This window comes from Peptococcaceae bacterium (assembly GCA_024655825.1).
GTDB lineage: Bacteria > Bacillota > Peptococcia > DRI-13 > PHAD01 > JANLFJ01.
Window position 1 is genome coordinate 95,362 of sequence record JANLFJ010000002.1, and the last position, 20,916, is coordinate 116,277.

19 protein-coding genes and 2 tRNA genes are annotated in these 20,916 nt (G+C 50.7%); 10 read left to right on the forward strand and 11 right to left on the reverse strand.

The genetic code is table 11. The annotated features are described in order from the left end of the window. Positions 1-137: 137 nt before the first annotated feature. The 4 genes from NUV48_01365 to NUV48_01380 form a co-directional block, all read right to left on the reverse strand. Positions 138-1,604 carry a HAMP domain-containing histidine kinase gene (locus NUV48_01365; GenBank protein ID MCR4440787.1) on the reverse strand — a complete coding sequence of 489 codons (1,467 nt, stop codon included), beginning with the start codon at positions 1,602-1,604 and terminating at the stop codon, positions 138-140. Then, on the reverse strand, positions 1,601-2,284 hold the full coding sequence (locus NUV48_01370; GenBank protein MCR4440788.1) for a response regulator transcription factor: 684 nt from the start codon (positions 2,282-2,284) through the stop codon (positions 1,601-1,603). The genes NUV48_01365 and NUV48_01370 overlap by 4 nt, the downstream gene beginning before the upstream one ends. 333 nt (positions 2,285-2,617) lie before the next feature. Next, entirely contained in the window at positions 2,618-3,628 is a 1,011-nt protein-coding gene (locus NUV48_01375; protein ID MCR4440789.1) for a hypothetical protein, read from the reverse strand. An 817-nt stretch (positions 3,629-4,445) separates the two neighbouring features. After that, positions 4,446-4,523: transfer RNA gene (locus tag NUV48_01380), tRNA-Val, on the reverse strand. A gap of 150 nt (positions 4,524-4,673) precedes the next feature. Between NUV48_01380 and NUV48_01385 the strand changes: the two genes are divergently transcribed. The 8 genes from NUV48_01385 to NUV48_01420 all read left to right on the forward strand — a co-directional run bounded on the left by NUV48_01385 (position 4,674) and on the right by NUV48_01420 (position 10,467). Then, positions 4,674-4,747 (forward strand) — tRNA-His (locus tag NUV48_01385). 141 nt (positions 4,748-4,888) lie between these two features. Beyond that, positions 4,889-6,142: a hypothetical protein gene (locus NUV48_01390; protein MCR4440790.1), complete on the forward strand. Its 1,254-nt coding sequence runs from the start codon at positions 4,889-4,891 to the stop codon at positions 6,140-6,142. 102 nt (positions 6,143-6,244) lie between these two features. Continuing rightward, positions 6,245-6,544 (forward strand): PqqD family protein, encoded by a 300-nt coding sequence (locus NUV48_01395; GenBank protein MCR4440791.1) that lies wholly within the window; start codon positions 6,245-6,247, stop codon positions 6,542-6,544. Beyond that, positions 6,504-6,956 carry a lasso peptide biosynthesis B2 protein gene (locus NUV48_01400; GenBank protein MCR4440792.1) on the forward strand — a complete coding sequence of 151 codons (453 nt, stop codon included), beginning with the start codon at positions 6,504-6,506 and terminating at the stop codon, positions 6,954-6,956. Before NUV48_01395 ends, NUV48_01400 begins: the two co-directional genes overlap by 41 nt. After that, positions 6,953-7,927, forward strand: a complete 975-nt coding sequence (locus tag NUV48_01405; protein MCR4440793.1) for a hypothetical protein — start codon at positions 6,953-6,955, stop codon at positions 7,925-7,927. The genes NUV48_01400 and NUV48_01405 overlap by 4 nt, the downstream gene beginning before the upstream one ends. 29 nt (positions 7,928-7,956) lie before the next feature. After that, positions 7,957-8,916, forward strand: coding sequence for a nucleotidyltransferase family protein (locus tag NUV48_01410; protein MCR4440794.1), 960 nt, complete (start codon positions 7,957-7,959; stop codon positions 8,914-8,916). After that, positions 8,913-9,689, forward strand: coding sequence for an ABC transporter ATP-binding protein (locus NUV48_01415; GenBank protein MCR4440795.1), 777 nt, complete (start codon positions 8,913-8,915; stop codon positions 9,687-9,689). Before NUV48_01410 ends, NUV48_01415 begins: the two co-directional genes overlap by 4 nt. Position 9,690: 1 nt before the next feature. Next, positions 9,691-10,467: an ABC transporter permease gene (locus NUV48_01420; protein MCR4440796.1), complete on the forward strand. Its 777-nt coding sequence runs from the start codon at positions 9,691-9,693 to the stop codon at positions 10,465-10,467. 1 nt (position 10,468) lies between these two features. Here the strand turns inward: NUV48_01420 and NUV48_01425 are convergent, their stop codons facing one another. The 7 genes from NUV48_01425 to NUV48_01455 all read right to left on the reverse strand — a co-directional run bounded on the left by NUV48_01425 (position 10,469) and on the right by NUV48_01455 (position 18,363). Then, on the reverse strand, positions 10,469-11,491 hold the full coding sequence (locus tag NUV48_01425; GenBank protein ID MCR4440797.1) for a glycosyltransferase: 1,023 nt from the start codon (positions 11,489-11,491) through the stop codon (positions 10,469-10,471). A 534-nt stretch (positions 11,492-12,025) separates the two neighbouring features. Next, entirely contained in the window at positions 12,026-12,514 is a 489-nt protein-coding gene (locus NUV48_01430) for an ECF transporter S component (protein ID MCR4440798.1), read from the reverse strand. 50 nt (positions 12,515-12,564) lie between these two features. Beyond that, positions 12,565-12,819, reverse strand: coding sequence for an iron-only hydrogenase system regulator (locus tag NUV48_01435; GenBank protein MCR4440799.1), 255 nt, complete (start codon positions 12,817-12,819; stop codon positions 12,565-12,567). A gap of 196 nt (positions 12,820-13,015) precedes the next feature. Further along, positions 13,016-13,636: a sporulation membrane protein YtaF gene (gene ytaF, locus NUV48_01440; GenBank protein MCR4440800.1), complete on the reverse strand. Its 621-nt coding sequence runs from the start codon at positions 13,634-13,636 to the stop codon at positions 13,016-13,018. Between the two features lie 40 nt (positions 13,637-13,676). After that, the gene (locus NUV48_01445; protein ID MCR4440801.1) at positions 13,677-16,724 is read right to left on the reverse strand and encodes an efflux RND transporter permease subunit; all 3,048 of its coding nucleotides are present in this window, start codon (positions 16,722-16,724) and stop codon (positions 13,677-13,679) included. Between the two features lie 18 nt (positions 16,725-16,742). Continuing rightward, the gene (locus tag NUV48_01450) at positions 16,743-17,789 is read right to left on the reverse strand and encodes an efflux RND transporter periplasmic adaptor subunit (protein MCR4440802.1); all 1,047 of its coding nucleotides are present in this window, start codon (positions 17,787-17,789) and stop codon (positions 16,743-16,745) included. Between the two features lies 1 nt (position 17,790). Then, positions 17,791-18,363, reverse strand: coding sequence for a TetR/AcrR family transcriptional regulator (locus tag NUV48_01455; protein ID MCR4440803.1), 573 nt, complete (start codon positions 18,361-18,363; stop codon positions 17,791-17,793). A 375-nt stretch (positions 18,364-18,738) separates the two neighbouring features. On the opposite strand from NUV48_01455, the gene NUV48_01460 reads away from it, so the two are divergent. Next, positions 18,739-19,926: an ABC transporter substrate-binding protein gene (locus NUV48_01460; GenBank protein ID MCR4440804.1), complete on the forward strand. Its 1,188-nt coding sequence runs from the start codon at positions 18,739-18,741 to the stop codon at positions 19,924-19,926. A gap of 96 nt (positions 19,927-20,022) precedes the next feature. Continuing rightward, entirely contained in the window at positions 20,023-20,916 is an 894-nt protein-coding gene (locus NUV48_01465; protein ID MCR4440805.1) for a branched-chain amino acid ABC transporter permease, read from the forward strand.

Sequence of the window (20,916 nt, forward strand, 5' to 3'; positions counted from 1 at the left end):
CCCAAAGCTGAATCAGCTCTGAACAATTACTGAAATTTGAATAAGTAACAGCTGAAAATTAGCTTAAAAAAGGCATTCATACGCAAAAACACTACGCATGAATGCCGTCACTCTGTTGAGCCTGCCAATGTGAATATTCAAACGGGAAGCCAGACCTGAAAAGTGCTTCCCTCCCCCTCCCGGCTTACAACACTGATTGTTCCCCCGTGGGCGTCCACGATGTGTTTGGTAATCGCCAACCCCAAACCGGAACCTCCGTGCTTGCGAGTCCTGGAAGTATCGCTGCGATAAAAGCGGTCAAAAATATGGGGCAAATGTTCTGCAGCGATCCCTGGGCCGTTATCCTGAACGGTGAATAGGACTCCGTTGTTTGCTGCGGCCAAAGAAATCCGGATCTCCCCTTTTTCAGGATCAGTGTGCTGCACTGCGTTTTGAAACAGGTTTAAGATCACCTGTTTGATTTTATCGACATCATATTTGCATTTCATATCCGGCTCAATCTCTAGGCTAAGCCTTCTTAAACCGGCCAATATGGTAAACTGCGGCTCCATTTCCCGGATAACAGCATCGAGTGAGCCTTCGGCCAGTTCCAAACAGGGTTCCCGTTCCAGCTTCGCCAGCAGCAGGAGGTCATGGACCAGTTTATTGAGCCGTTCCGACTCACTGCGCATGCTTTTCAACGCTTTAAAAAGCTGCTCCGGCTGCTGCGCCGCGCCCCTAAACAGCACATCCAGGAATCCCCGGATGGAGGTCAACGGGGTGCGCAGCTCATGAGAGGCATCGGCGATGAACCGCCGCATCTGTTCCTTGGTTTCCCTTTCAGCCGCAAAGGAGGTCTCCAGCCGCTCCAGCATGCCGTTAAAGGATTCCGCCAGGCGGTCAATTTCCGTTTGCCCCTGCCGGATCGGAAAGCGCCGGTCCAAATTGCCGGCATCAATTTGTTCAGCTGTCTTCACCATGTTGGACAACGGCACCAGGGTTTTCCGCAGCACCGGCAAAAACACAAACAGCCCCCCCACCATGGCCAAGAGGGACAGGAGCAAGAATTGAAGCAACTGCCCAGCCAGCAATTCTCTCAGCGGCCCTGTGGGAGTGCTTACCTGGATGAGGCCCAGCACGCGGCCCGGCCCTGCGGCAATCGGCTCCAGCACCACTAATTGCTGGATTCCTCCGTCGTTGACCACCCGGTAATTAGGCTCCCCCCTTCTGGACGGTTTCTTGTTCAATATTACGTCTAAATACTCCCTAGCCTCCAGTTGGGGCGGGTTTACGCCGTCCGGGCCGTTCATCAGGATGGTAAAACTGCCGTCGGCATCAATCAGGGCCAGGTTTGCGCCGGGGATGAAAAAAAAGGGCTGGCGGGGGGGGGCGCTTCCGACGCCCAGACCCAACTGCAGCCAGGCATTGGCGGGAACGGACATGATCTGGGTCTGAATGGTGGCAGCCCTGTTTCTATAGACCACATCCCGCATGAAAACATATTGCAACAAACCGATCAGCACCAGCAAAACAGCCAGGATCAGCAGCGACCGGTATAACAGCTGATTCTTCAGCGAGTTGGGAGATAACAGGGACTTAAGGCGAACAACAACTTTTTTGTTCATGGCAGATCAACCCGGTATCCCGACCCGCGGACAGTCCTGATAATACGATGGTCTTTATCGTTTAACTTCTCCCGCAGCAACCTAATATAGACTTCGACTATGTTCTCGTCCCCGACAAAATTAATCCCCCAAACCCGATCAAGTATCATTGTTTTACTTAATACCAGCCCGTGATTAAGCAGCAGGTATTTTAGAAGTTCATACTCCGTGGGGGACAATTCCAAAACCCTGTTTTCAAGTTTGATTTCCTTGCGGCGGTCATCCAACTGAAAAGGCCCGATCACCACTTCCCCAAACAAATTGGGAAACTGGTTGCGGACCCGGGCATAGATTCTGGCCAACAGTTCTTCGAAGCTAAAAGGTTTTACTACATAATCATCTGCCCCCAACATGAGGCCCTTAACCCGGTCATCAACCTCATCCCTGGCCGTCAGCATAATCACTGATACATTTTCTATTTTCTTAAGCATCTTACATACCTCGAACCCGTCCATTCCGGGCATCATGACATCAAGGACCGCTACATGGGGTTTGAACTCTTTAACCAGCGTTATGGCCGTCACGCCATCCTGGGCCGTTTTAACTTCAAATCCCTCGTTCTGCAGGCCCAGCTCTAGAAACTGCAAGATATTCGGTTCATCATCCACCAATAATACTTTAATTCCCTTGAGCTGTTCCATTCTTGATTACCACTTCTCTTCACGCCTGATTATCTGTTTTAATATTATCCTCTTTACAGCTGAAATTGTACTGAAGAGAAACTGAAAATTTGTTTAAGGTTTCTATAATTTTTCTATGCTCTTTATCAGTTCATATGCAATATTAGGGCTATCAAGCCGCATGATACTTTCTTCAGCACTTCCAAAACTTAAGCGGTCTCCAAACTTTTTTGCTGATGTGTAGACGGAACGGCTAAGCCCACCTGCTACAACTAAATCCGGCTAGTATATCAAGCCATGAATATAACCTAATCGCCGCACCAGCCCCCATAATGTTCCTCTGCTGGACTTATACTAAAGGCTGCTTCTCTTCGCCCCAGTCCATACCCAGCCCATGTGGTCCGTCACGCTAACAAAGCCAAAACCGTGTGCGGCATACCATTCGACCATCTCCCGGCGGGAAAGTTCGCCGTCCGAGCGGTCTGAATGGCTGTGGAGGTTACCGCGCAGCCACACTCCTTCACCGGTATAAGGATTACTAACACATCCAGGTCCGTCAACGAAGAAAGGCTGGGTAAACACCCATGCCGGTCCCGGAAACTCAACCTCGACCCGCACGTACCCTTCGTCTCCTTGGGGGAGATACTCAGCCCGGGTTCCCATTCCCCTGGCCAGCACCTTGCCTCCAAGTCCCACGAACCTCAGTTTCCCAGGTTGCTCCAGTAGGATAACCACGCGGCCGCCCTCCAGGCCCAAATCCCGCAGCAAAGGTCCCGTACTGGCATAGAACCGACCCGCCCGCAACGCCTCCAACACCGACTGCTCGTCTGGCCCCGCGCACTTCGCCACCACAAAGCGGCGACCCATGCTGGATTCGTCATGGGCATCATCCGAGGCTACGCCCCATACCGGCGGCCCCCCAGTACGAATCCTTTCCGCTAGCAGGCCGTCCCAAATGGCCAGAGAGGCGTCCTCTCCCGGTAGGATTTCCATGGCAAATGGGCCTCCCAGCAGAAAGAGTGCCTCCGGCTGGTCAAAAACCCTGCCCACCCAAGGGTGGGCAACTATGGGAACACCCCCGTCGTGCAGGACGTAGTCGATTACTTCCTGAACAGTACCCGACGATTGGAATAGATTCATCCCCCCTGTTGCCTTGAGCGCCCCCGACAGCCACAGTCTAGTTGGAGGCAGTCCTACCACTACGAGATGCAACTCGTTTGCAGTAAGCTCGCTGCCGGGCAGGATCACTATCTCCTGGGGCAGAGTACCACCCCCGCCATACCACCAGAACACAAACGGTATGGCAAACAGAAAGATCCATAACCAGGAACCGGGGTGGAGCCAGGCTGATCTTATGATCCTCATCTCCAGTAGCTTCCTCCTTCACAACGGCCGGTAGATAGTACCAGCATACCATGGTTTCCTATGGCCAGATAAACTCCCGCCGGATAAAACGTACCCAGCCCAAAAAAGAGAAGCACCGCCAGATGCGCCGCGGACCACGGAGCCGTCTTTGTTTTTGCGTTGCACAGTTCGAATGTACATGCTTACGTTATTCGACGCAAGTTAGCTAATTCCTGCTGGCAAATTAAAAATGTGTGCCTACGGCTTTTTGCGTTTTCTCTAGTTTTGCGCCCGGTAAAGGCTTGCTATTGCTAGATCGTGGTTTCTGTATGTGCCTCAAAACTGTCGAACTCGGCGTTGAATGAGGCCTCTGAAAAACCTCTATATCATCTTTTTAGGCCATTTGCGGTTCTAATTTGATTTTTTGCGCCATTTTTTTCGCATTGAGGCATATATATGTACCGAAAAAGATAAACCTTTATCGCCAAAATACTACCGAAAAAAGAAATATTACCCAGTCTTGGAGCAGTTAAGCATTAAGAAACTAAGCCCTCATGCTTGTCGGCATACTTTTGCCAGTTTAATGGCTAGGGCTAAAGTGGACCCGCTCTATATAAAAAAGATAATCGGTCATTCAAACTATGCTTTTATGGCCAATACCTATACTCACACTGACATTGAAGAACTTAAAAAAGCAATAAACACTATATAATTTTTGTTAGTTACTTGTTAGTTACCGCCCTAATTTTCAGCGATTTACAGAGACTTTTTGCCTATATGGTAGAATATGTTAAAAGCCTACAATCCTTTAGGACTGTGGGCTTTTGGGTTTTCTTTATGGTGGGCGGTACTGGGTTCGAACCAGTGACCCCATGCATGTCAAGCATGTACTCTAACCAGACTGAGCTAACCGCCCGTATTCTTGACATAATGCCTATGCTTTATTATAATTTGGTAGGCGGCTGTTGTCAAATGAGAATCATTTACTTCTTTTGCAATGTGTAGTCCAAAAACAACCAATTGCATAGAAGAAAGAACACTGTTATAATAAGGACAAGCATGAAAAGGGGATTGTGGTGCAGAGGTCGCACTCAGGTTCGTGGCACCTGAATACGTGGGTTCGATTCCCACCGGTCCTCTTCGGCGCATCTTATCATGGATGCGTTGTTTTGAAACCCTTTTGAAAGGGTTTTATTTTTTTTTGCTCATGGCAGGAATATTATGTAAATATGTTAAATATTACCATTATGTGCTTTTATATGCTTTCGGAGGTGCCCGTCTGTGATACCTGCTTTAAAAAAAATAATCCCCGGCTCAGCCTTCTTCTTAACGCTGGTCCTGTTCTTGTTTTCCCCAGCTTTGCCGGCGGCCAATTCCCCCTGGGAAATTGAAAAGGGAGAAAAAATGATTGAAGGGATCTTGCTTTCCCTCGACAGCGAACGTGTCCGGATAAAAACCTTCCGGCACCATCAAGATTTTCCGCTGGCTCCTGATGCGCTCCTCGCTCTCATGGGCAGGCAGTCGGGACGGCTTGTCTCGCATGTTCATTTTCCCACAAACATTGAGGTAGAACTGTACATAAACGCCTCGGGCGCCGTCAGGGCTATCCGCAACAGGCAGGTCTCCCTTAAACTTCCTGAAGGTGCAGCGCTGCAGGGCTGGGGCCATCAAGCCTTATTGAGTCCCGATGGCCAATATTACTTGCTGTACCACCGGGAAACCGGTCTTCACCTGTACAGTAAACAGCAGGCGCAGCCTTCAGCCTTTCTCGCCGGCAGCCCCACGGCGGACTGGAACGCAAGCGGCGAGATAGCCCTGGGCTTGCCCGATAAAATCATGATTTACAACCCCCGCAAAAAAACGAAAAAAAATTTGCCCTTACCCGCTTTGCCAAAAGGAACTTCACGCGTCATCACAGCTTTAAAATGGAACTGCGCAGGAAACAAGCTTTTTTACGTCGCTGTTGAAGATGTACCCGATACCGGGAGCGACCTCTGTTCGCTGGCCGTCATGGATAAAAACGGCTGCCTGCTGGGAAGCAAGCCGGTCGCCAACCTTGGCCCAGCCGTTTGGTTGAAAAACGACCGCATTCTCTATATCTCTTATGAAAATATGGACGGTGACAGGGGCCGGATCATGCTCTGGGATTATCTTTCAGAACAGGAGGAATTCTTTTGGGCAGGCAGGGAGGAAGACTGCACCGGCCTGGCCTATAACCCGAAGACTGAGGTCCTGGCTTTTACCGCCAAAAAATTTGCGGGAGAAAGCCTTTACCTGCTCAAGGCCAACAGCGGAAAACCGGTCCTTGCCCTAAGCTGGCCGTTTCCGCTTCGCAACCTGCAGTGGTCGCCGGGTGGCGCTCTCTTTTTCTGGGATGAATACAACAACTGCGTTTATGAACTGCAAAACGAGGACCAGCTTGCGCTTCCCCGCGCCGCCGGCTATCTTCCCCCGGCCGGGACAGGAAAAGACGGGTTTGTCTACTTCCTGTCGGAGCCCCTGGAAGAACCCCAGCAGCCTTTTTTCAAGCAATAAAAACAACGGAAAAGGTAATGGCAACTTTATGGCGAATATAACTTATTGAATCCGTAATCATACTTTCATCTTTTAGACCGAAATGAAAGGAGCCATAAAATTTTGAAGAATACCATAAGTTGTGAAAGCTTCCCCTTAAAAAAACCAGACGCGGCTTACCGGACAATCCTTTCTGAATTAATCCTCTTAAACCTGGACAACGGCTTTTACTACAGTGCCAACGAAGTTGGCTCAAGACTGTGGGAGCTTTGTGACGGCAAAAGACCCGTAAAGGACCTCATCGCCATAATCAGCGAGGAATACGAGGTTGCTGAAGAAGAGGCGGCAGGCGACGTGCTTGAATTCATAGGTGATTTGTACCGTGAAGGACTTATCACGCTCCAAGATGAACCGGAAAATTAAAGATGCGCCCCGCATAATTTGGTTTTGCCTGCGCGTATTCATGGCAGCTCTCCTGCTTTCTGCTCTTCTTCCGGCAATCAAGTTCCCGCGCCTGCTGAAAATCATTCACTACAGGCAAACGGCCGCGCCTGAAAAAAGAATTGATTCCCAAGACATTATCCGGATAGTCAATTTCGTTGCCCGGTTAAAATATTTTGTTATCAGGAACAATTGCCTGAAAAAATCTCTTCTTCTATACTATTTCCTGGGAAAAACCGGCTTAAAAAACCTCGAACTCGTAATCGGCGTGAAAAAAAACACCGGCCGGCTGTCGGGCCACAGCTGGCTTGCCCTGGACAGCCGTCCATTTCTCGAGGACTGGGATTCCATAAAGGAGTTCCAAATTATTTATTCGTCAGGAGCCAGAAAGTGAGCAAGACTTATAAACATCATTATTTTGAAATCGGGCCTATCGCGCTAAAAATCGGTTCGGACTCCGGCGCTTTGCTTGAAGCCGTCCGCTCATGGCTGCAGCCCTTTGCCTGCGATAAACAGACCCAGCGTGCACAAATCAGCGCTCTTTTGCTCAGCTGCGACGAGGATAGAGCCGTGCCCTTCAAGCTTCCAAAAGACATTCCCTGTTTCTTTGAAGGGCCATCGACCAGGTATTTTTCATATAAAGGCCTGCTGGTGGCCGACTTCCCGAAGTTGGGAAAGGCCGTGATTAACAGGGAGCAGGGAAAATTTTTGGGTTTGGCTTATACCTCCCGCCTCCTGGCGTCTCCCTGGGACCTCGAGCACTTCCTTCACCCCATCTGGGAACTCCTGCGGCAAAAAGGAGTCTACCAGTACCATGCGGGCGCGGTTTGCCTGAATGAGCGGGGCCTGCTTCTGGCCGGAAAATCGGGCCAGGGAAAAACCACCTTAACCCTTGACCTTATCTCGCGGGGGTTCCTTTTCCTGGCCGATGATACCTGTTTTTTGCGCAATGCGGAAACGGGCGTTGAGGTCATCGGGTTTGGCGAACCCGTGCGCGTTTTTCCCGAAAACGTATCCCACATCAAAGAGTTGGCCTGCCTGAAAAGCGGCCAGCGAAACGACAAGATCAGCCTGGCTGTGGAACAACATTATCCTGAAGCGAATAAAAAAAGCTGCTCTCTCAGCGGCATCCTCTTCCCCTCCTGGGTTCCCGGCGAAAAAAGCCGGTTGGTGGCACTATCCCCCGCCCAGGCCGCGCTGGAACTGCTGCCGCTTACGATGGTCTGCTTTGACGCCGGCACGTCACGGCGGCATTTTGACCTCAACTGCCGTCTTGTTTCAGAACTCCCCTGCGCCGTATTAAAAATGGGGAAGGACAGAGAACGCTGGCATCCTCTGGTCCTGGACTTTATTGAAAACCGCTAGACATTTTCCTTAGAAGCTGGTGTCAGTAAATGTTGTTTGACCCAACAGCAAAAAGCGAAGCGGGCTGGTACGCCCCCATGTTTTTATACAGCCTGCATCCCGCCGCATTCCCCCTGGAAAAAGACGGTGAGGAAATAAGGAACACCATGCGGCAGATCGGGCTTCGAAACCTGAGCCTGGAAAAAGAACTCGCCGGCATCTTAAAAGCGCTGGAAACCGTCCATGTTCCCGTCATTCTCCTCAAGGGATGCCACCTCGTCCAGGCAATATACCCATGGGACGTCAGACCCGTAGGGGATATGGACCTGCTTATCAAGCGGGAGGATTTTCCCAGGGCGCACAAGGTCATCAGGGATTTGGGCTACCAACCCTGGATGGAAAATTTTCCCCTGTGGATTCACTGCCACTTCTCAGGCAAGCTCACCTATACGCGCTCGCGGGAAAAAGAACCTTTCATTCCCCTGGACCTTCACTTTTCCTTGGGCCCCTACCCTTATCTCGCCCGTATAGAGCCACCTGTCCTGTGGAACAAAGCCCGCGAAATACAGATTAACGGCCATAAGGCCTACACCCTTTGCCCCGAACACCTTCTCATCCATCTTAGCCTTCATCTCCTGCAGCACACTCCCGACCACTGGCCGGTATGCGGCTGCGACATCGCCGCCTTAATCCATCATGAAGGAAGCCGGTTTCCCTGGGAAGGTTTCCTGGTGGAAACAAAAAAAGCGGGTGTTAACCGGCCGGTACGTTTTGCTCTGGAAAAAGTCGGCGAAATGTTCGGCGAGCTTGTTCCCGAAGAGATTCTTAACCGCCTGGCCAAACTCCCGCCCGGCAAGCCGGGCTGGAACCTGAACCTGCACTTCGCCTGCCAGAAAAGCGAAGTCAAAAAATACTTGCTCCAGTTTTTAAGCACCCCCGGCTGGCGGGCAAAACTGGGCTGCTTCCCTTACATCCTGCCATTTTTCCTGCGGAGGTTAAAAAACCGTTGAATTATGCCCTCTCACTCAGTAATGTGTCCAAAACATACCAGGTTTCGCGGCTGCCTTTTGGCCGGAAAACCGTTTATACGGCCCTTTCCGGCATTTCGCTCAATATTATGCGGGGAGAGGTTTTCGCCCTGCTGGGGCCTAATGGAGCCGGCAAAACCACCCTGATCAAGATCATCTGCGGCCTGATCCGGCCAACTGAAGGAAGTGTTAAGATCAACGGGCACGATGCCCTCAGGGATGAGGTTGAGGCCAAAAAAAGCATCGGCTGCTGCCTGGAAAGCGAGCGAAGTTTTTATTACCGGATTTCCGGCAGGCAAAACCTCGCTTTTTTTGCCTCCCTGGACAACCTGAAAAGAAAAGAGGCCGCCGAAAAGGCGGGCGCTTTATTAAAGGTCCTGGACCTGGACAGTGTCGCCGACACGCCGTTTATGCACTATTCCTCCGGGCAAAGGCAGCGTCTTAACTTGGCCCGCGCCCTCCTGAAGGACCCGTCTATAATCATCCTTGATGAACCCACAAAAAGCCTGGACCCCGGAGCTGCCGAAAACTTCTGGAAGGTCTTGAAAGAATGGGTGGCAAACGAACCTGAAAGAACGGTCCTTTTCTCAACCCACAGCCTGGAAGAAGCGGAAAGATTCGGCACCAGCCTGGCTTTCCTCGACGAAGGCAAAGTCAAGGCTCACGGAAGCCTTCAAGAAATTAGGCGGCGGTTCAAACAGGAAAGCCTGCGGGCCGTATACCGGCAGGTAATTGATAAAGGAGGGCTGGATTGACTTGCTGGAAAGAGGGATAGCGTTTATAAAACGCGATTTTTTAATTGATACCAGTTACCGGGTTAATTTTCTCTTGAACATATTGAACACCTTTTTCCGCGTATCTTTTTTTTATTTCTTTTCACTTTTTATTGGTGTGGAAAATTATTTTCCTTTTGTTCTGGTGGGCATAGCCCTCTTTGATTATTTTTCTGTTCTTACCCGTTCCTTTTCGGAAACCCTGCGGGAAGCCCAGCAGGAAGGGACGCTGGAAGCATTGGCCTCAACCTTAACGCCCCTTTTCATTTGTATTGTTTTTTCCGGTCTTTACCCGCTCCTGTACACTGTTTTCCAAATTCTTTTGTACTTTATCATCGGCGCCAGCTTCTATCACCTTTCTTTGGCCGGCGCGAATTATCCCGCCGCCCTGCTCGTCATGCTCACCGCCACTTTTTCTTTTGCCGGGTTCGGCCTTCTCTCCAGCATTTTCGTCCTTGTTTACAAACGCGGCGACCCGCTGATCTGGGTGTTAAACAGCCTCTCCTGGCTGCTTTCGGGAACACTGTATCCCGTTGCCGTGCTGCCCGGCTGGCTGCAGCAGGCCACAAAACTGCTGCCGCTCACCCACGCCCTCCAGGCCCTGCGGCTTACTCTTCTTGAGGGCGCTCCCCTCAGTAAGGCAGCCGTCCCCCTGGCTTTCCTGGCCGCCCTTTTCTTCATTACCAGTTCTCTGTTTATTTTCTTGTTTCCACGCGCCCTAAAAAAAGTAAAAAACGCGGCAGGCCTTTCCCAGTATTAGTTCAATGTTCGCCAACAGATTTTTTCAACAACCTGCAAACCTCAGGCATCATTTGATCATCTAAAGGCCAGGCAGTATTGTCCATTTCAAAAAGCCGCAGGCTATCTTGCACGTCTTCAAGCGCTTTCCTCGCTCGCTTTCCAACCTTAACCATAACGACTTCCCTGCATACTTTAAGCTCGATGCTGGAAGGAAAAATGGCGAGCCCCTTTTCAATCGCCTCCATGATTTCTTCATTGGCGTACTTTTGACTTTCAATCATCGTCATGACTTTACTGATGTGTGTAAACCGCAGGTATGTCTCCTTCCTAAACGAATTGTATTGTAAGGCTGCCTCCAGGTGAAACATGGCCTTTTCCCAGTCCCCGGCGAGCCGGTGCATGTCGGCGAGATAAAAGTGTATCTCCCCGTCAGCGGAGTCTTTTTTCAACTCCTTTAAAAGCAAGGAAACGTTTCTTCCATATTTATTTTTATCCTTCATTTTCTCCTGGTCGTAGCCGCTATGAAAAATGCCGACCTCGCGCCGGTAATCGGCGCAGCTCAACTCTCTTTCCGCATGGAACAGGTACTCGTGAACCGGGCGGCGGTAACGTATCCGGCTGTCGTTTTTAAAAATCCTGGCAACGCCTCCCCCGTAAACCGGCCCGTTCTCCTGGATGCCCAGGTTATACAAGGCGCAAAGAAGCACATCTTTCGTTTCGGCTGCCAGCGCTTTTTTGAGCCATGCCGCATCGGCCCGCAAATACTCGTCGGCGTCAAGAAAGACAACCCAATCGCCCTTTGCTTGCTCCAGGGCATAATTGCGGGCTGAGGAAAAATCGTCGGCCCATTTAATACGGTGGATTTCCGCGCCGTGTTCCCTTGCTATCTCCAGCGTCCCGTCTCGCGAACCGGTATCGACCACCACCAGCCGGTCCGCCACTTCGCTTAGGCTTGACAGGCACTCGCCCAGCGTTTTTTCGTCGTCCCGGGACATTACGCATCCGGTTATTGTCATCTGCAGCCTCATCTCGCTTGCCTTCAATTAAAAGCAACCCACCTGTAGATGCAGGTGGGTTCAAGGTCACAGTTCATATATGCTTGTTTACCCTACCGGGGACGGTCTGGGGTGTCCGCTCCGCAAAGTTACCTCCCTGAGCTGTTCATGTTTAACCAGGCTGGGCTTTATATATCTCTTTTTTTTACTTTCCCTTTTTTGCATTTCGGTTTCCTCCCGATTTTTATTAAGAATAATAGGCATAAGTTTAGAATATGCCGGTCTTTTCTTCGTCTGCCTGTATATTACTATAATACCAGTAAGTTTAGTTTTTTTCAATCTTTTTTACTTTTCATTATATTACATATTAATGCTTAAGGTATTCAGGGGCCATAAACGTTTTATACACGGGGCAAAAACAGGCTGGCGGTCGGGACTAACTATCGGCAAGCTTATGCGCAAGCCAGCTGCAAATGCCGCCTCGCCAGCCCAAAGGAACAACCGCCAGCCTGTTTCTATTTTTCCCTTTTCCCCGGACCATATGACGCGGCAAGCCGTGCAGATATTGCCTGGTATGGCATACTATCCCTTCTTCAACCAGCTGAGGGCTTTCAATAACACCAGCGCCAGGACGCCGCCGCCCAGGGCGGTAAAAAGCTGCGGGGTGGTGAGCATATCCACGATTTTAGGCGGCAGGTTGATTTTCAGCAGCAAGGGCAGCAGATAATATACCCCCAGCGTCATTACGCCATATTTGGCCACTGCGGCGGCAATCATGCCCAGGTAAGGGTTTTTGGGCAGGTAGCCGAAAACCAGGGCCAGCGTGACGTTTCCCAGGATAATCACCGGTACGGCAGGAGCCAAAGGCATGATCCCGAAAGCGAAAGCAATAACCGGTGTGCACAACCCGATCAGCGCGGCGCTGACCGGGCCTATCAGACTCGCGGCCAGAAAAAGCAGGGCATTGACAACCGGTCCCGTGACAAACTGCGGCATCCTGACGCTTTGCACGGCAATAGCCAGCGCTAGAATTAAAGCGCTGCGGGTAATCATTTTTGTGGTTATTTTCATAATCCAAACGACCTCCCGTTAAAATACAAAACTTTCAATTCAGCCGGGCTTCAACCTTCGCTTATCTTGGTCAAAGCCGATTTGACAATAACCCCTTTTAAACTTCCCAGTTTTCCCGTCAAGGCCCCGATTTCGTCCGTTGTTCCATCAACTATTAACGAAATGACGGAAATCCCTCTCTTGTTGTACGGTACGCCCATACGCCCGACGATGCACTCGCTGAATTCGCTTAAAACAGCATTCAGCCGCGGCACATTTTCCTTGCTTTTGACCACTATCCCCACCACGCCGAGCCTTTTTTCCATACTGTCATTCCTCCATCCATTAAAAATGAAGAAAGACTACCTGCCGAAGCGACCGAGCCTCACGGGTAATCTTTATTGAACACGCGCATAATTATGATTCCCCCTTTATCTCAGGTTATCCCTCAACTGCAGGGACCGTTTTAATTTTCCTTTCCTGTCGGCCAGCATGCCTCCATGTCCGGATAAGTTTATTATACTATAGTTTTATAAGTTTTGTTACCCCCAACAGCAAGATTATGCCGCCTGGAAGCAGGCATAATTCATTTCGCAGCCCGCCGGCGGCAAAATTTTTGCCGATAAAAAGCCCCAGGGAAACGAGTAAAAACTTGCTGGCGGCCACGACAACCGGCGTCCAGAAAGGATCGAACCCCGACAGGGCGGCGCCAAAACCCGCTCCTAGGGCATCCATCGCCAGGGCCGCGCCCAAAAGCGCCGCCTCTTTCAGTTCGATCGTCCCCGAACGGTCCAGGTCGGCCTCGGCAGGTTCTTTCAGTATACTGATGGCCAGTCCGAGGCCCGGCAGCCTGAAGTGGTAAATCCGTGCCGGTACAAGGTATAGGATAAAATTCTGCATGATGATCCAACCGCCGAGCACGATTAAAAAAAGGCCGCCCGCAATGCTGGCCAGCCAGGCTGGCAAGAATGAGGCCACCGCGCTCCCGGCCAGCATGGAAACCGCCACGGCCGCCGCCGAAGACAAGCAAATGACTGCAAAAGAAAGCACGCGAATTTTTATCTTCTGAAGCCCGTAAGAAAGCCCTACCCCCAAACCGTCCAGGCTCAGAGCCAGTGAAAAAAGAACCGTCGTCCAGAACAAAAGCTTTTCCCCCTTACTCCGAGTTCTGACTTACTATATGTCAAAACTCGCGGGGAGGTGCATTTATTATTTTTTTGCCTTCCGCCACCGCATAGACGGCAGGTATGACCACCATCGTCAGCAGAGTGGCCACTACCAAACCGCTCATCAGGGATACGGCCATAGGCACAAAGAGTGTGCCGCTCATGGCCAGCGGAATTAGTCCCAGGACAGTCGTGGCCGTTGTCATGAGAATAGGCCTGAACCGCTTTTCCACTGCACTCCGGCAGGCTTCTTCCATCTCCATGCCCCTTGAACGTTCAGAATTGATATAATCCAGCATGATAATGGCATTGTTCACCACCACACCGATCAGGCTTACCACTCCCAGGAGGGCCATGAACGAAAGCGGCTGCCTGAAAAGAAAAAGTCCGATTACAGAACCTATTGCGGAAAGCGGGATGGTGGTCATGATTATCAGCGGCTGCACCAGTGAGTTGAACTGTATCAGCATGATCAGATAAATGATCAGGGCGGCAAAAACAGAGGCCGTTCCCAGGTTGCCGAAATGGTACCTTATTTTTTCCCTTTCCCCGTTGAAAACAACCCGGACATCGCTCAAATCCAGTCCCCTCAGCTCTTGCTCCAACCGGTCCTCTGTGGTTACCGCGCTGTATCCGGGTTTTACATCGCTCAAAACCTTTATCGTTCTTTCCCTGTTGTACCGCTTGATGGTGGGAAGCTCAGATGCCAGCTTGATTTCCGCCACCTGCTTTATAAGCGCCTTGTTTCCGGTCGCCGCCGCCTTTACCGCCAGGTTTTCCAGCTCCTCCTTGGTTTTGATGTCTCCTTTCACTATAATATCGTATTCTTCGCCGCCCTGCCTGAAAACGGAAGCGGTTTTACCCTCAAGAGCGGCGTTAATCTCCCTTTGAATATCAAACCTGGTAAGCCCGAGAAGAGCGGCTTTGCCGGTGTCTATCTCCACCTCGTACTCGTAAAACTCGTCACTGCCGTCGTCCCTGACGTTGATCGTTCCTTCCATCCTGCCGAGCATTTCTTTCAGCCTTTCTGCTGCGGAAGAAACAGACTCGTAACGCTCACCCGTGACCAGGACCTGCACAGGCGCCTCCACTGGCTCCGCCAGTTCAAGCTGCTTTACCGTTGCCGTCCCCCCCGCGATTCTCTCATCGAGAACCTGCTGGAGATAATCGGCAAACTCCGTATTACTGCCAAACCTCTTTCCTTCGCGCAGGTCAAGCTGGATGAGCACCTGCCCGAAGTCCGGCGATTGGATCGCCAAAGGGACGGTCATGAAAAATTTGGGCAGGCCGGAGCCGACGGCGCTGGTGTATTTCACCACTTCCTTTTGTTCTCGCAAGACCTCCTCCACCTCTTTCACCAGCTCTTCGGTCTTTGACAAATCGGCGGCTTTTTCCGCCGAAATATTGATATACACAATGTTTTTATCGTCCTTGGGGAAAAAAACCAGCGGCAGGTTCAGGGCCAATAAAAGAGTAAAAACCAGCGCGGCGGCAATAACGGCGAACATCCCCCTTTTTTTCGCCAGCGCCTTGTCCAGAAGCGCTTTGAAGTAACGCCAGAATAAAAAGATTCTCGCTTCCCTCTTGCCCTTCTTGAAAAAGAGAAAAGCCATGGTGGGTGTAAACAAAAGCGCGACCAGGTAAGAGGCGCTCAAGGAAATAATGACCACCTGGGGAATACCCCGAATATAGTCGCCGGCAACCCCCGGCAGGGTTGCCAGGGGAATGTAAGCGGCCACCGTGGTCAGCGTGGATGATAAAACGGGGATAGCCACATCCTTGGTTCCCAGTACGCAAGCCTGCATCCTCTCTTCTTCCCGGTCCAACCTGACCTGGATGGCGTCGCTGATCACGATGGCGTTGTCTACAAGCATACCAAGCGCAATTATCAAGCCGGCAATGGTGATCTGGTGGATTTTCAGGCCGAGAAAACCCATCGAGCCGAACGCGATGAGGATGGAAAGGGGGATTGCCGTGGAGATGATGCTGGCATTGCGCATCCCCATCCCGAAAAAAACGACCAGCGCCACGATCACCATGCCCAAAACAAGGTTTTTCATAAAATCGGTTACTGATTCGTGAATATCGCGGGGCTGGAAAATCACCTCATCCACTTTAAGATCCTGGGGAAGCCGCTTCCTCACAGAATCAAGCCTTTCTTTTACTTCCTTTCCCACCAGGACGATATTCTTATTATCCTGGAAATAGCCGGTCAACAAAACGGCGTTTTCCCCGTTTTCCCTGATCTTGCAGTTGCCGTCTTCATCTTCCAGCGAAACCCTGGCAATGTCTCTGACCCTTAAAACAGAACCGTTTTCCGGTGACACATCCAGTATCGTGTTCCTAATATCCTCCAGGCTGGTGAATTTCCCCGGAGCCTGCACGCCAATCTTTGTCCCGCCGTCCTGAATGTTGCCGGGTGGTATCTCCGTGTTTTGCGCCGCCAGGATTTGCGAGACATCTTCCAACGAAAGCCTGGTCTGGTTGAGGCAGGCCGTGTCTATTTCCACATGAACCTCTTTTTCCTGCTTGCCCGATACTTCGAAACGGGAAACCCCTTTTACGACTGCAAGTTCTTTCTTGATTTCTTCGGCAAAATAGGCCAGTTCCTCATAAGAATAATTGTCGCCGGAAAGGCTGATGATCATTCCCGCCGTTTCAGCCAGCTCCGTGTTAACCTCAACGGCGCTGCAGCCTGCGGGCAGTTTTCCCTCCAGGTCATCCATCTTCTGGCGCAATTTGCTCCAGGCCTTTTCGACATCGGCATCGTTTTCCAGCCAGATGATCACCTTGGAAAGACTGTTCCTGGAATATGACTCGCAGTAGTCAAAACCATTGATCCCGGTAAGTTCGTCCTCGATTTTGCCAGTCACGTTCTTCTCGATCTCTTCCGGCGAGGCGCCGGGATAAGTAACCGTTATCATGGCTACAGGAACGTTCATATCCGGGTTTTCCTGTTTGGGGATCAGGTAATAGCTGTATAAACCGAATATTACCGCGAGCAGGACAAAAAAAATGGTTACTTTCCTGTTTTCGATCGCTTTGGCGATAACTGCTTTCAACATGCCAGCCAGTTCTCCCTTCTAAGGCTGGATCGTCACCTTGTCTTTGTCCTCCAGCCTCTTCATTCCCTCCACCACCAGTTTCTCACCGTCTTTCAGCCCGAAGACCATAACCTGCGTACCCCTGACTGTCCCAAGGGTCACTTCTCTTTTTACCGCTTTCCCTTCCTCAACAACAAAGACAAAGTCCCGGCCGCTTTTCAGGATGCAGGTGATGGGAATAAAAACGCCGCGTTCTTCCCCCACTTTCAGGACAGCCCGCGCCGCGGCACCGGCAGGAAAATCCTTTCTCTCTATTTCTACTTTCACCTCGTAAGCGCGGCTCTGCGAATCGGGCAGCTGGGCGATTTCCGTAACCTTGCCCGTCGTTTCGCTGCCGTCAACAATCACCCTTGCCGTCATGCCGGGGCTTATCCTGCCCACATCCTGCTGCGGCACGCCTACCCGCGCTATAAGGTTTTCGCTTCTCACCGCGACGGCAGGGTAACCCGCAGCCGCAATTTCTCCCTCCTTGACAAAGATGCCAGCCACAAACCCGTCCATCTCCGTCCTGATTTCGCTGTCATTAAGAATATTCCGTTTGTTTTCCAGGTCGATTTCCGCATTTTTGTAAGCCGCTTCCTGCACGGCCAAATCAAGCCTTGCCCGGTCGGCATCCTGCCTGGAAATGGCACCGGCCTCCAGCAGCGATTTATACTTTTCATAATTATCCCGCGAAAACTCGTAAGCCCTTCTGGCCTGGTCCAGGGTATTCTCAGCCGCCTTTACGGCCAGTACAAGCTCCGTGCCGTCGAGGGAAACCAAAAGATCGTTTCTTTTCACCGCCTGCCCGTCGGAAACCTGGACCCTGCCGACTCTGCCGGAAATTTTAAAGCCGTATTTTTTCAATTTGCCCGGTTGGATGGAACCAACATATTCAAGATATACCGGGTACGTCTCTTCCTTTAATTCCACCACTTTTACCGGTTTTGTCTTCTCCTTCAGAGCGCTGTCATCAGCCGCACACCCTGAAATGACCGCACTGCCCGTGATTAACACCAGTAAACCGGCAAACAACGCGCGCCTCATATTAAGCGCCTCCTCCCGTTCTGGCAAGAATCCCAAAGACGAAGATGTCCCGGACCTGTTCAACCAGCTGGTGGGCGGTCATTTCATGCTTCTGCAAGAAATTCAGGTCCAGCAGGTTGTCAAGCGACTTATCGAGAACGGATGTAATAACGTCCGGGTGCAGGCACGAATTAATCTCGCCTGTTTTGGCCCCCTGTTCCAGCAGGCTGTATACCAGTTCCTTCTTGAACCTGCGGAATTCTTCCACCTTGGCCCACTCTTCAGGGAAAAAACGCTGCAGTTCTCCCAGCAGCCAGAGCGGTATCTTGTACTCCGAATAAAGAAAAAAGACGGCGTTGAGCCTGTCAAGCCACGACTTTGACTTTCTGTCCTGGAACGCCTCTATTGTTGCGGCCCGCTCACTCTTGATATAATCGTCAACCACCGCGCTGACAATTTCCCGCTTGCCCTTAAAAAACTTGTAAACCGTCTTCTTGCTGATTCCCATAGCCTCGGCGATGCCGTCTATTGTAAATTTTCTGAACCCGTACCGGCCGATTTCTTCGCCGGCATGCTGGATAATTCTTTCCTTCATGTTGTCTCCTTTGGAAACTTATTTGGTTTCTATAGTTTCCTCACTTTCTAATTTTACACTATCTGGTAACAAAGTCAATCGCAAAGCATAATCCTGGATAAATATTACATAATATATTCCTAAATATTTCGTATTCATCGAATGCCTGCTTTCGCTGCCGCCCAATTGACAAAGCGTTTGTCCAATTATATAATTATTCCGACATTGGAAATCATAAGGCGTTGCAGGCTTAGAAAAGGCGAGCGCTTTTATATTTTTTGCACCGGCCGAATAAAAGAATGGGGGTGGTTTGCCGAAAACATTTCCACAACGACGGGTTCGTTACGGCAACAATCATTTAGAAAATAATTGGAAAATAAGGGGAGGTTAATTCTAATGAGGTTAAACAAAAAGATCGTCCTGGTTATCCTGGTGGCTTTTGTTTTGACTATTGCGGCAGGGTGCAGCGGCACACCGAAGAAAGAGGCACCTGCCCCGGAAAAACCCAAAGAAATCGTGATTGGCGCCAACTTTGAACTGTCCGGTAACGTGGCAACTTTTGGCCAGTCCATCATGAACGCCATGGAAATGGCTATCGCGGAAATAAACGCTTCGGGCGGAGTCCTTGGCGCTAATCTTAAAATGGTCAAGGCGGACAATAAATCGGATGCGGCCGAATCAACGAACTGCGCGACCAAGCTGATAACGCAGGACAAGGTTGTAGCCCTGCTGGGACCAGTAACCAGCACAAACGTTCTGGCCGCTTCTCCCGTGGCTGAACAATATAAAATCCCCCTGCTGACACCGACCGGCACGGCTTCCAAACTGACTGTTGACGACAGCGGGAAAACAAAACCGTACATTTTCAGAAACTGTTTTATTGACCCGTTCCAGGGCCTTGTCGGCGCAAACTTCGCTCTGAATACCCTGAAAGCAAAGACCGCGGCCATCTTCATTGAAAAGAACAGCGACTATGCGAAGGGCTTGTGCGAGGTCTTTGAAAAGACCTTCACTGAAAAAGGCGGCAAAATCGTGGCCAAGGAAGCCTTCGTCACCGAAGACAAGGATTTCCGCGCGCCTCTTACCAAGATAAAATCAACCAATCCCGATGTCCTCTATGTGCCTTCTTATTACGAACAGGACGGACTCATCGCCAAACAAGCCCGTGAACTCGGTTATACAAATCCCATTGTGGGCGCTGACGGTTGGGATTCCAGCAAGCTGTTGGAAATCGCCGGGGCCAAGGCGCTGCAAAAGGTGTACTTTACCAACCATTACTCTGCTTTCAGTACCGATCCGAAAGTGGTCAAGTTCGTTAACGACTATAAGGCCAAGTACGGTTCAGTTCCCGATGCCCTGGCGGCTCTTGGCTATGACGCCACCTACCTGATGGCTGACGCGATCAAGCGGGCCGGTGCTCCCGACCCGGCGAAAATAAGGGACGCCCTGGAAAACACCAAAGGTTTTCAGGGGGTTACCGGAACAATAACCATGGATGACAAGCACAATCCTGTCAAGTCGGCCGTTATCCTTTCCTTTGACAAAGATGGAAATCAGATATTCGTAGAGTCGGTCAATCCGTAAATCAACCAAACAGCAGCACCGTTAATAGGGGGGATCATTCCCCCCTGTTCTCTGTTTCACTGCCCTTGATATTTTCATGAACTGGAGTTGCAAAACATGGAACAATTTTACACATTCTTACAACAAGTGATTAACGGTGTCTCCCTGGGAAGCATTTACGCCCTAATCGCACTTGGCTATACCATGGTCTATGGCATCATAAAGCTGATAAACTTTGCCCATGGAGATATCTACATGGCGGGAGCATACGTGGGCTTTTTTGCCATAACCATTTTTGATATGGGGTTTTTCCCTGCTCTGCTGTCTTCCATGTTTTTTTGCTCGGTCCTGGGAGTAATTATCGAACGTTTTGCCTACAAACCGCTGCGGAATTCAACCAGGATTGCGGCCCTGATAACGGCGATAGGCGTCTCGCTGTTTTTGGAGTACGGCGGAATGCTCATCGTCACTCCGCAGCCCAGGGCCTTCCCCAATGTGTTCCCCCAAACCAAGATAAATTTTTGGGCAGGCAACGTCTATATTACAAACCAGCAGATCGTTATCCTGGCAGTAACGGTTTTACTCATGATAATCCTCCAGTACATCGTCTTTAGAACGCAAGTCGGCAAGGCCATGCGCGCTGTTTCCTTTGACAAAGAAGCCGCACAGCTAATGGGAATCAATGTGGATACGACTATATCCGCAACGTTTGCCATCGGTTCGGCCCTTGCCGGTGCCGCCGGAGTACTGGTAGGAATCTATTACACCTCCATCACGCCTCTGATGGGCATAATTCCCGGCCTTAAAGCCTTTGTCGCCGCCGTCCTGGGAGGGATCGGCAGTATACCGGGCGCGGCCGTTGGCGGTCTTTTGATGGGGATAATAGAAGCCATGGTCAGCGGCTACTGGAGTTCTACTCTGCGCGACGCCGTTGCCTTTGGGATCCTTATTCTAATTCTCATCATAAAACCGTCCGGCATTTTCGGCTCAAATATCCGGGAGAAAGTGTAG

What these genes read in the sequence shown, in the direction of transcription:
- NUV48_01365 (MCR4440787.1), bottom strand. Translation starts at nt 1,604, where the DNA reads ATGAACAAAAAAGTTGTTGTTCGCCTTAAGTCCCTGTTATCTCCCAAC.
- NUV48_01370 (MCR4440788.1), bottom strand. Translation starts at nt 2,284, where the DNA reads ATGGAACAGCTCAAGGGAATTAAAGTATTATTGGTGGATGATGAACCG.
- NUV48_01375 (MCR4440789.1), bottom strand. Translation starts at nt 3,628, where the DNA reads ATGAGGATCATAAGATCAGCCTGGCTCCACCCCGGTTCCTGGTTATGG.
- NUV48_01410 (MCR4440794.1), top strand. Translation starts at nt 7,957, where the DNA reads ATGTTGTTTGACCCAACAGCAAAAAGCGAAGCGGGCTGGTACGCCCCC.
- NUV48_01430 (MCR4440798.1), bottom strand. Translation starts at nt 12,514, where the DNA reads ATGAAAATAACCACAAAAATGATTACCCGCAGCGCTTTAATTCTAGCG.
- NUV48_01435 (MCR4440799.1), bottom strand. Translation starts at nt 12,819, where the DNA reads ATGGAAAAAAGGCTCGGCGTGGTGGGGATAGTGGTCAAAAGCAAGGAA.
- NUV48_01445 (MCR4440801.1), bottom strand. Translation starts at nt 16,724, where the DNA reads ATGTTGAAAGCAGTTATCGCCAAAGCGATCGAAAACAGGAAAGTAACC.
- NUV48_01450 (MCR4440802.1), bottom strand. Translation starts at nt 17,789, where the DNA reads ATGAGGCGCGCGTTGTTTGCCGGTTTACTGGTGTTAATCACGGGCAGT.
- NUV48_01455 (MCR4440803.1), bottom strand. Translation starts at nt 18,363, where the DNA reads ATGAAGGAAAGAATTATCCAGCATGCCGGCGAAGAAATCGGCCGGTAC.
- NUV48_01460 (MCR4440804.1), top strand. Translation starts at nt 18,739, where the DNA reads ATGAGGTTAAACAAAAAGATCGTCCTGGTTATCCTGGTGGCTTTTGTT.
- NUV48_01465 (MCR4440805.1), top strand. Translation starts at nt 20,023, where the DNA reads ATGGAACAATTTTACACATTCTTACAACAAGTGATTAACGGTGTCTCC.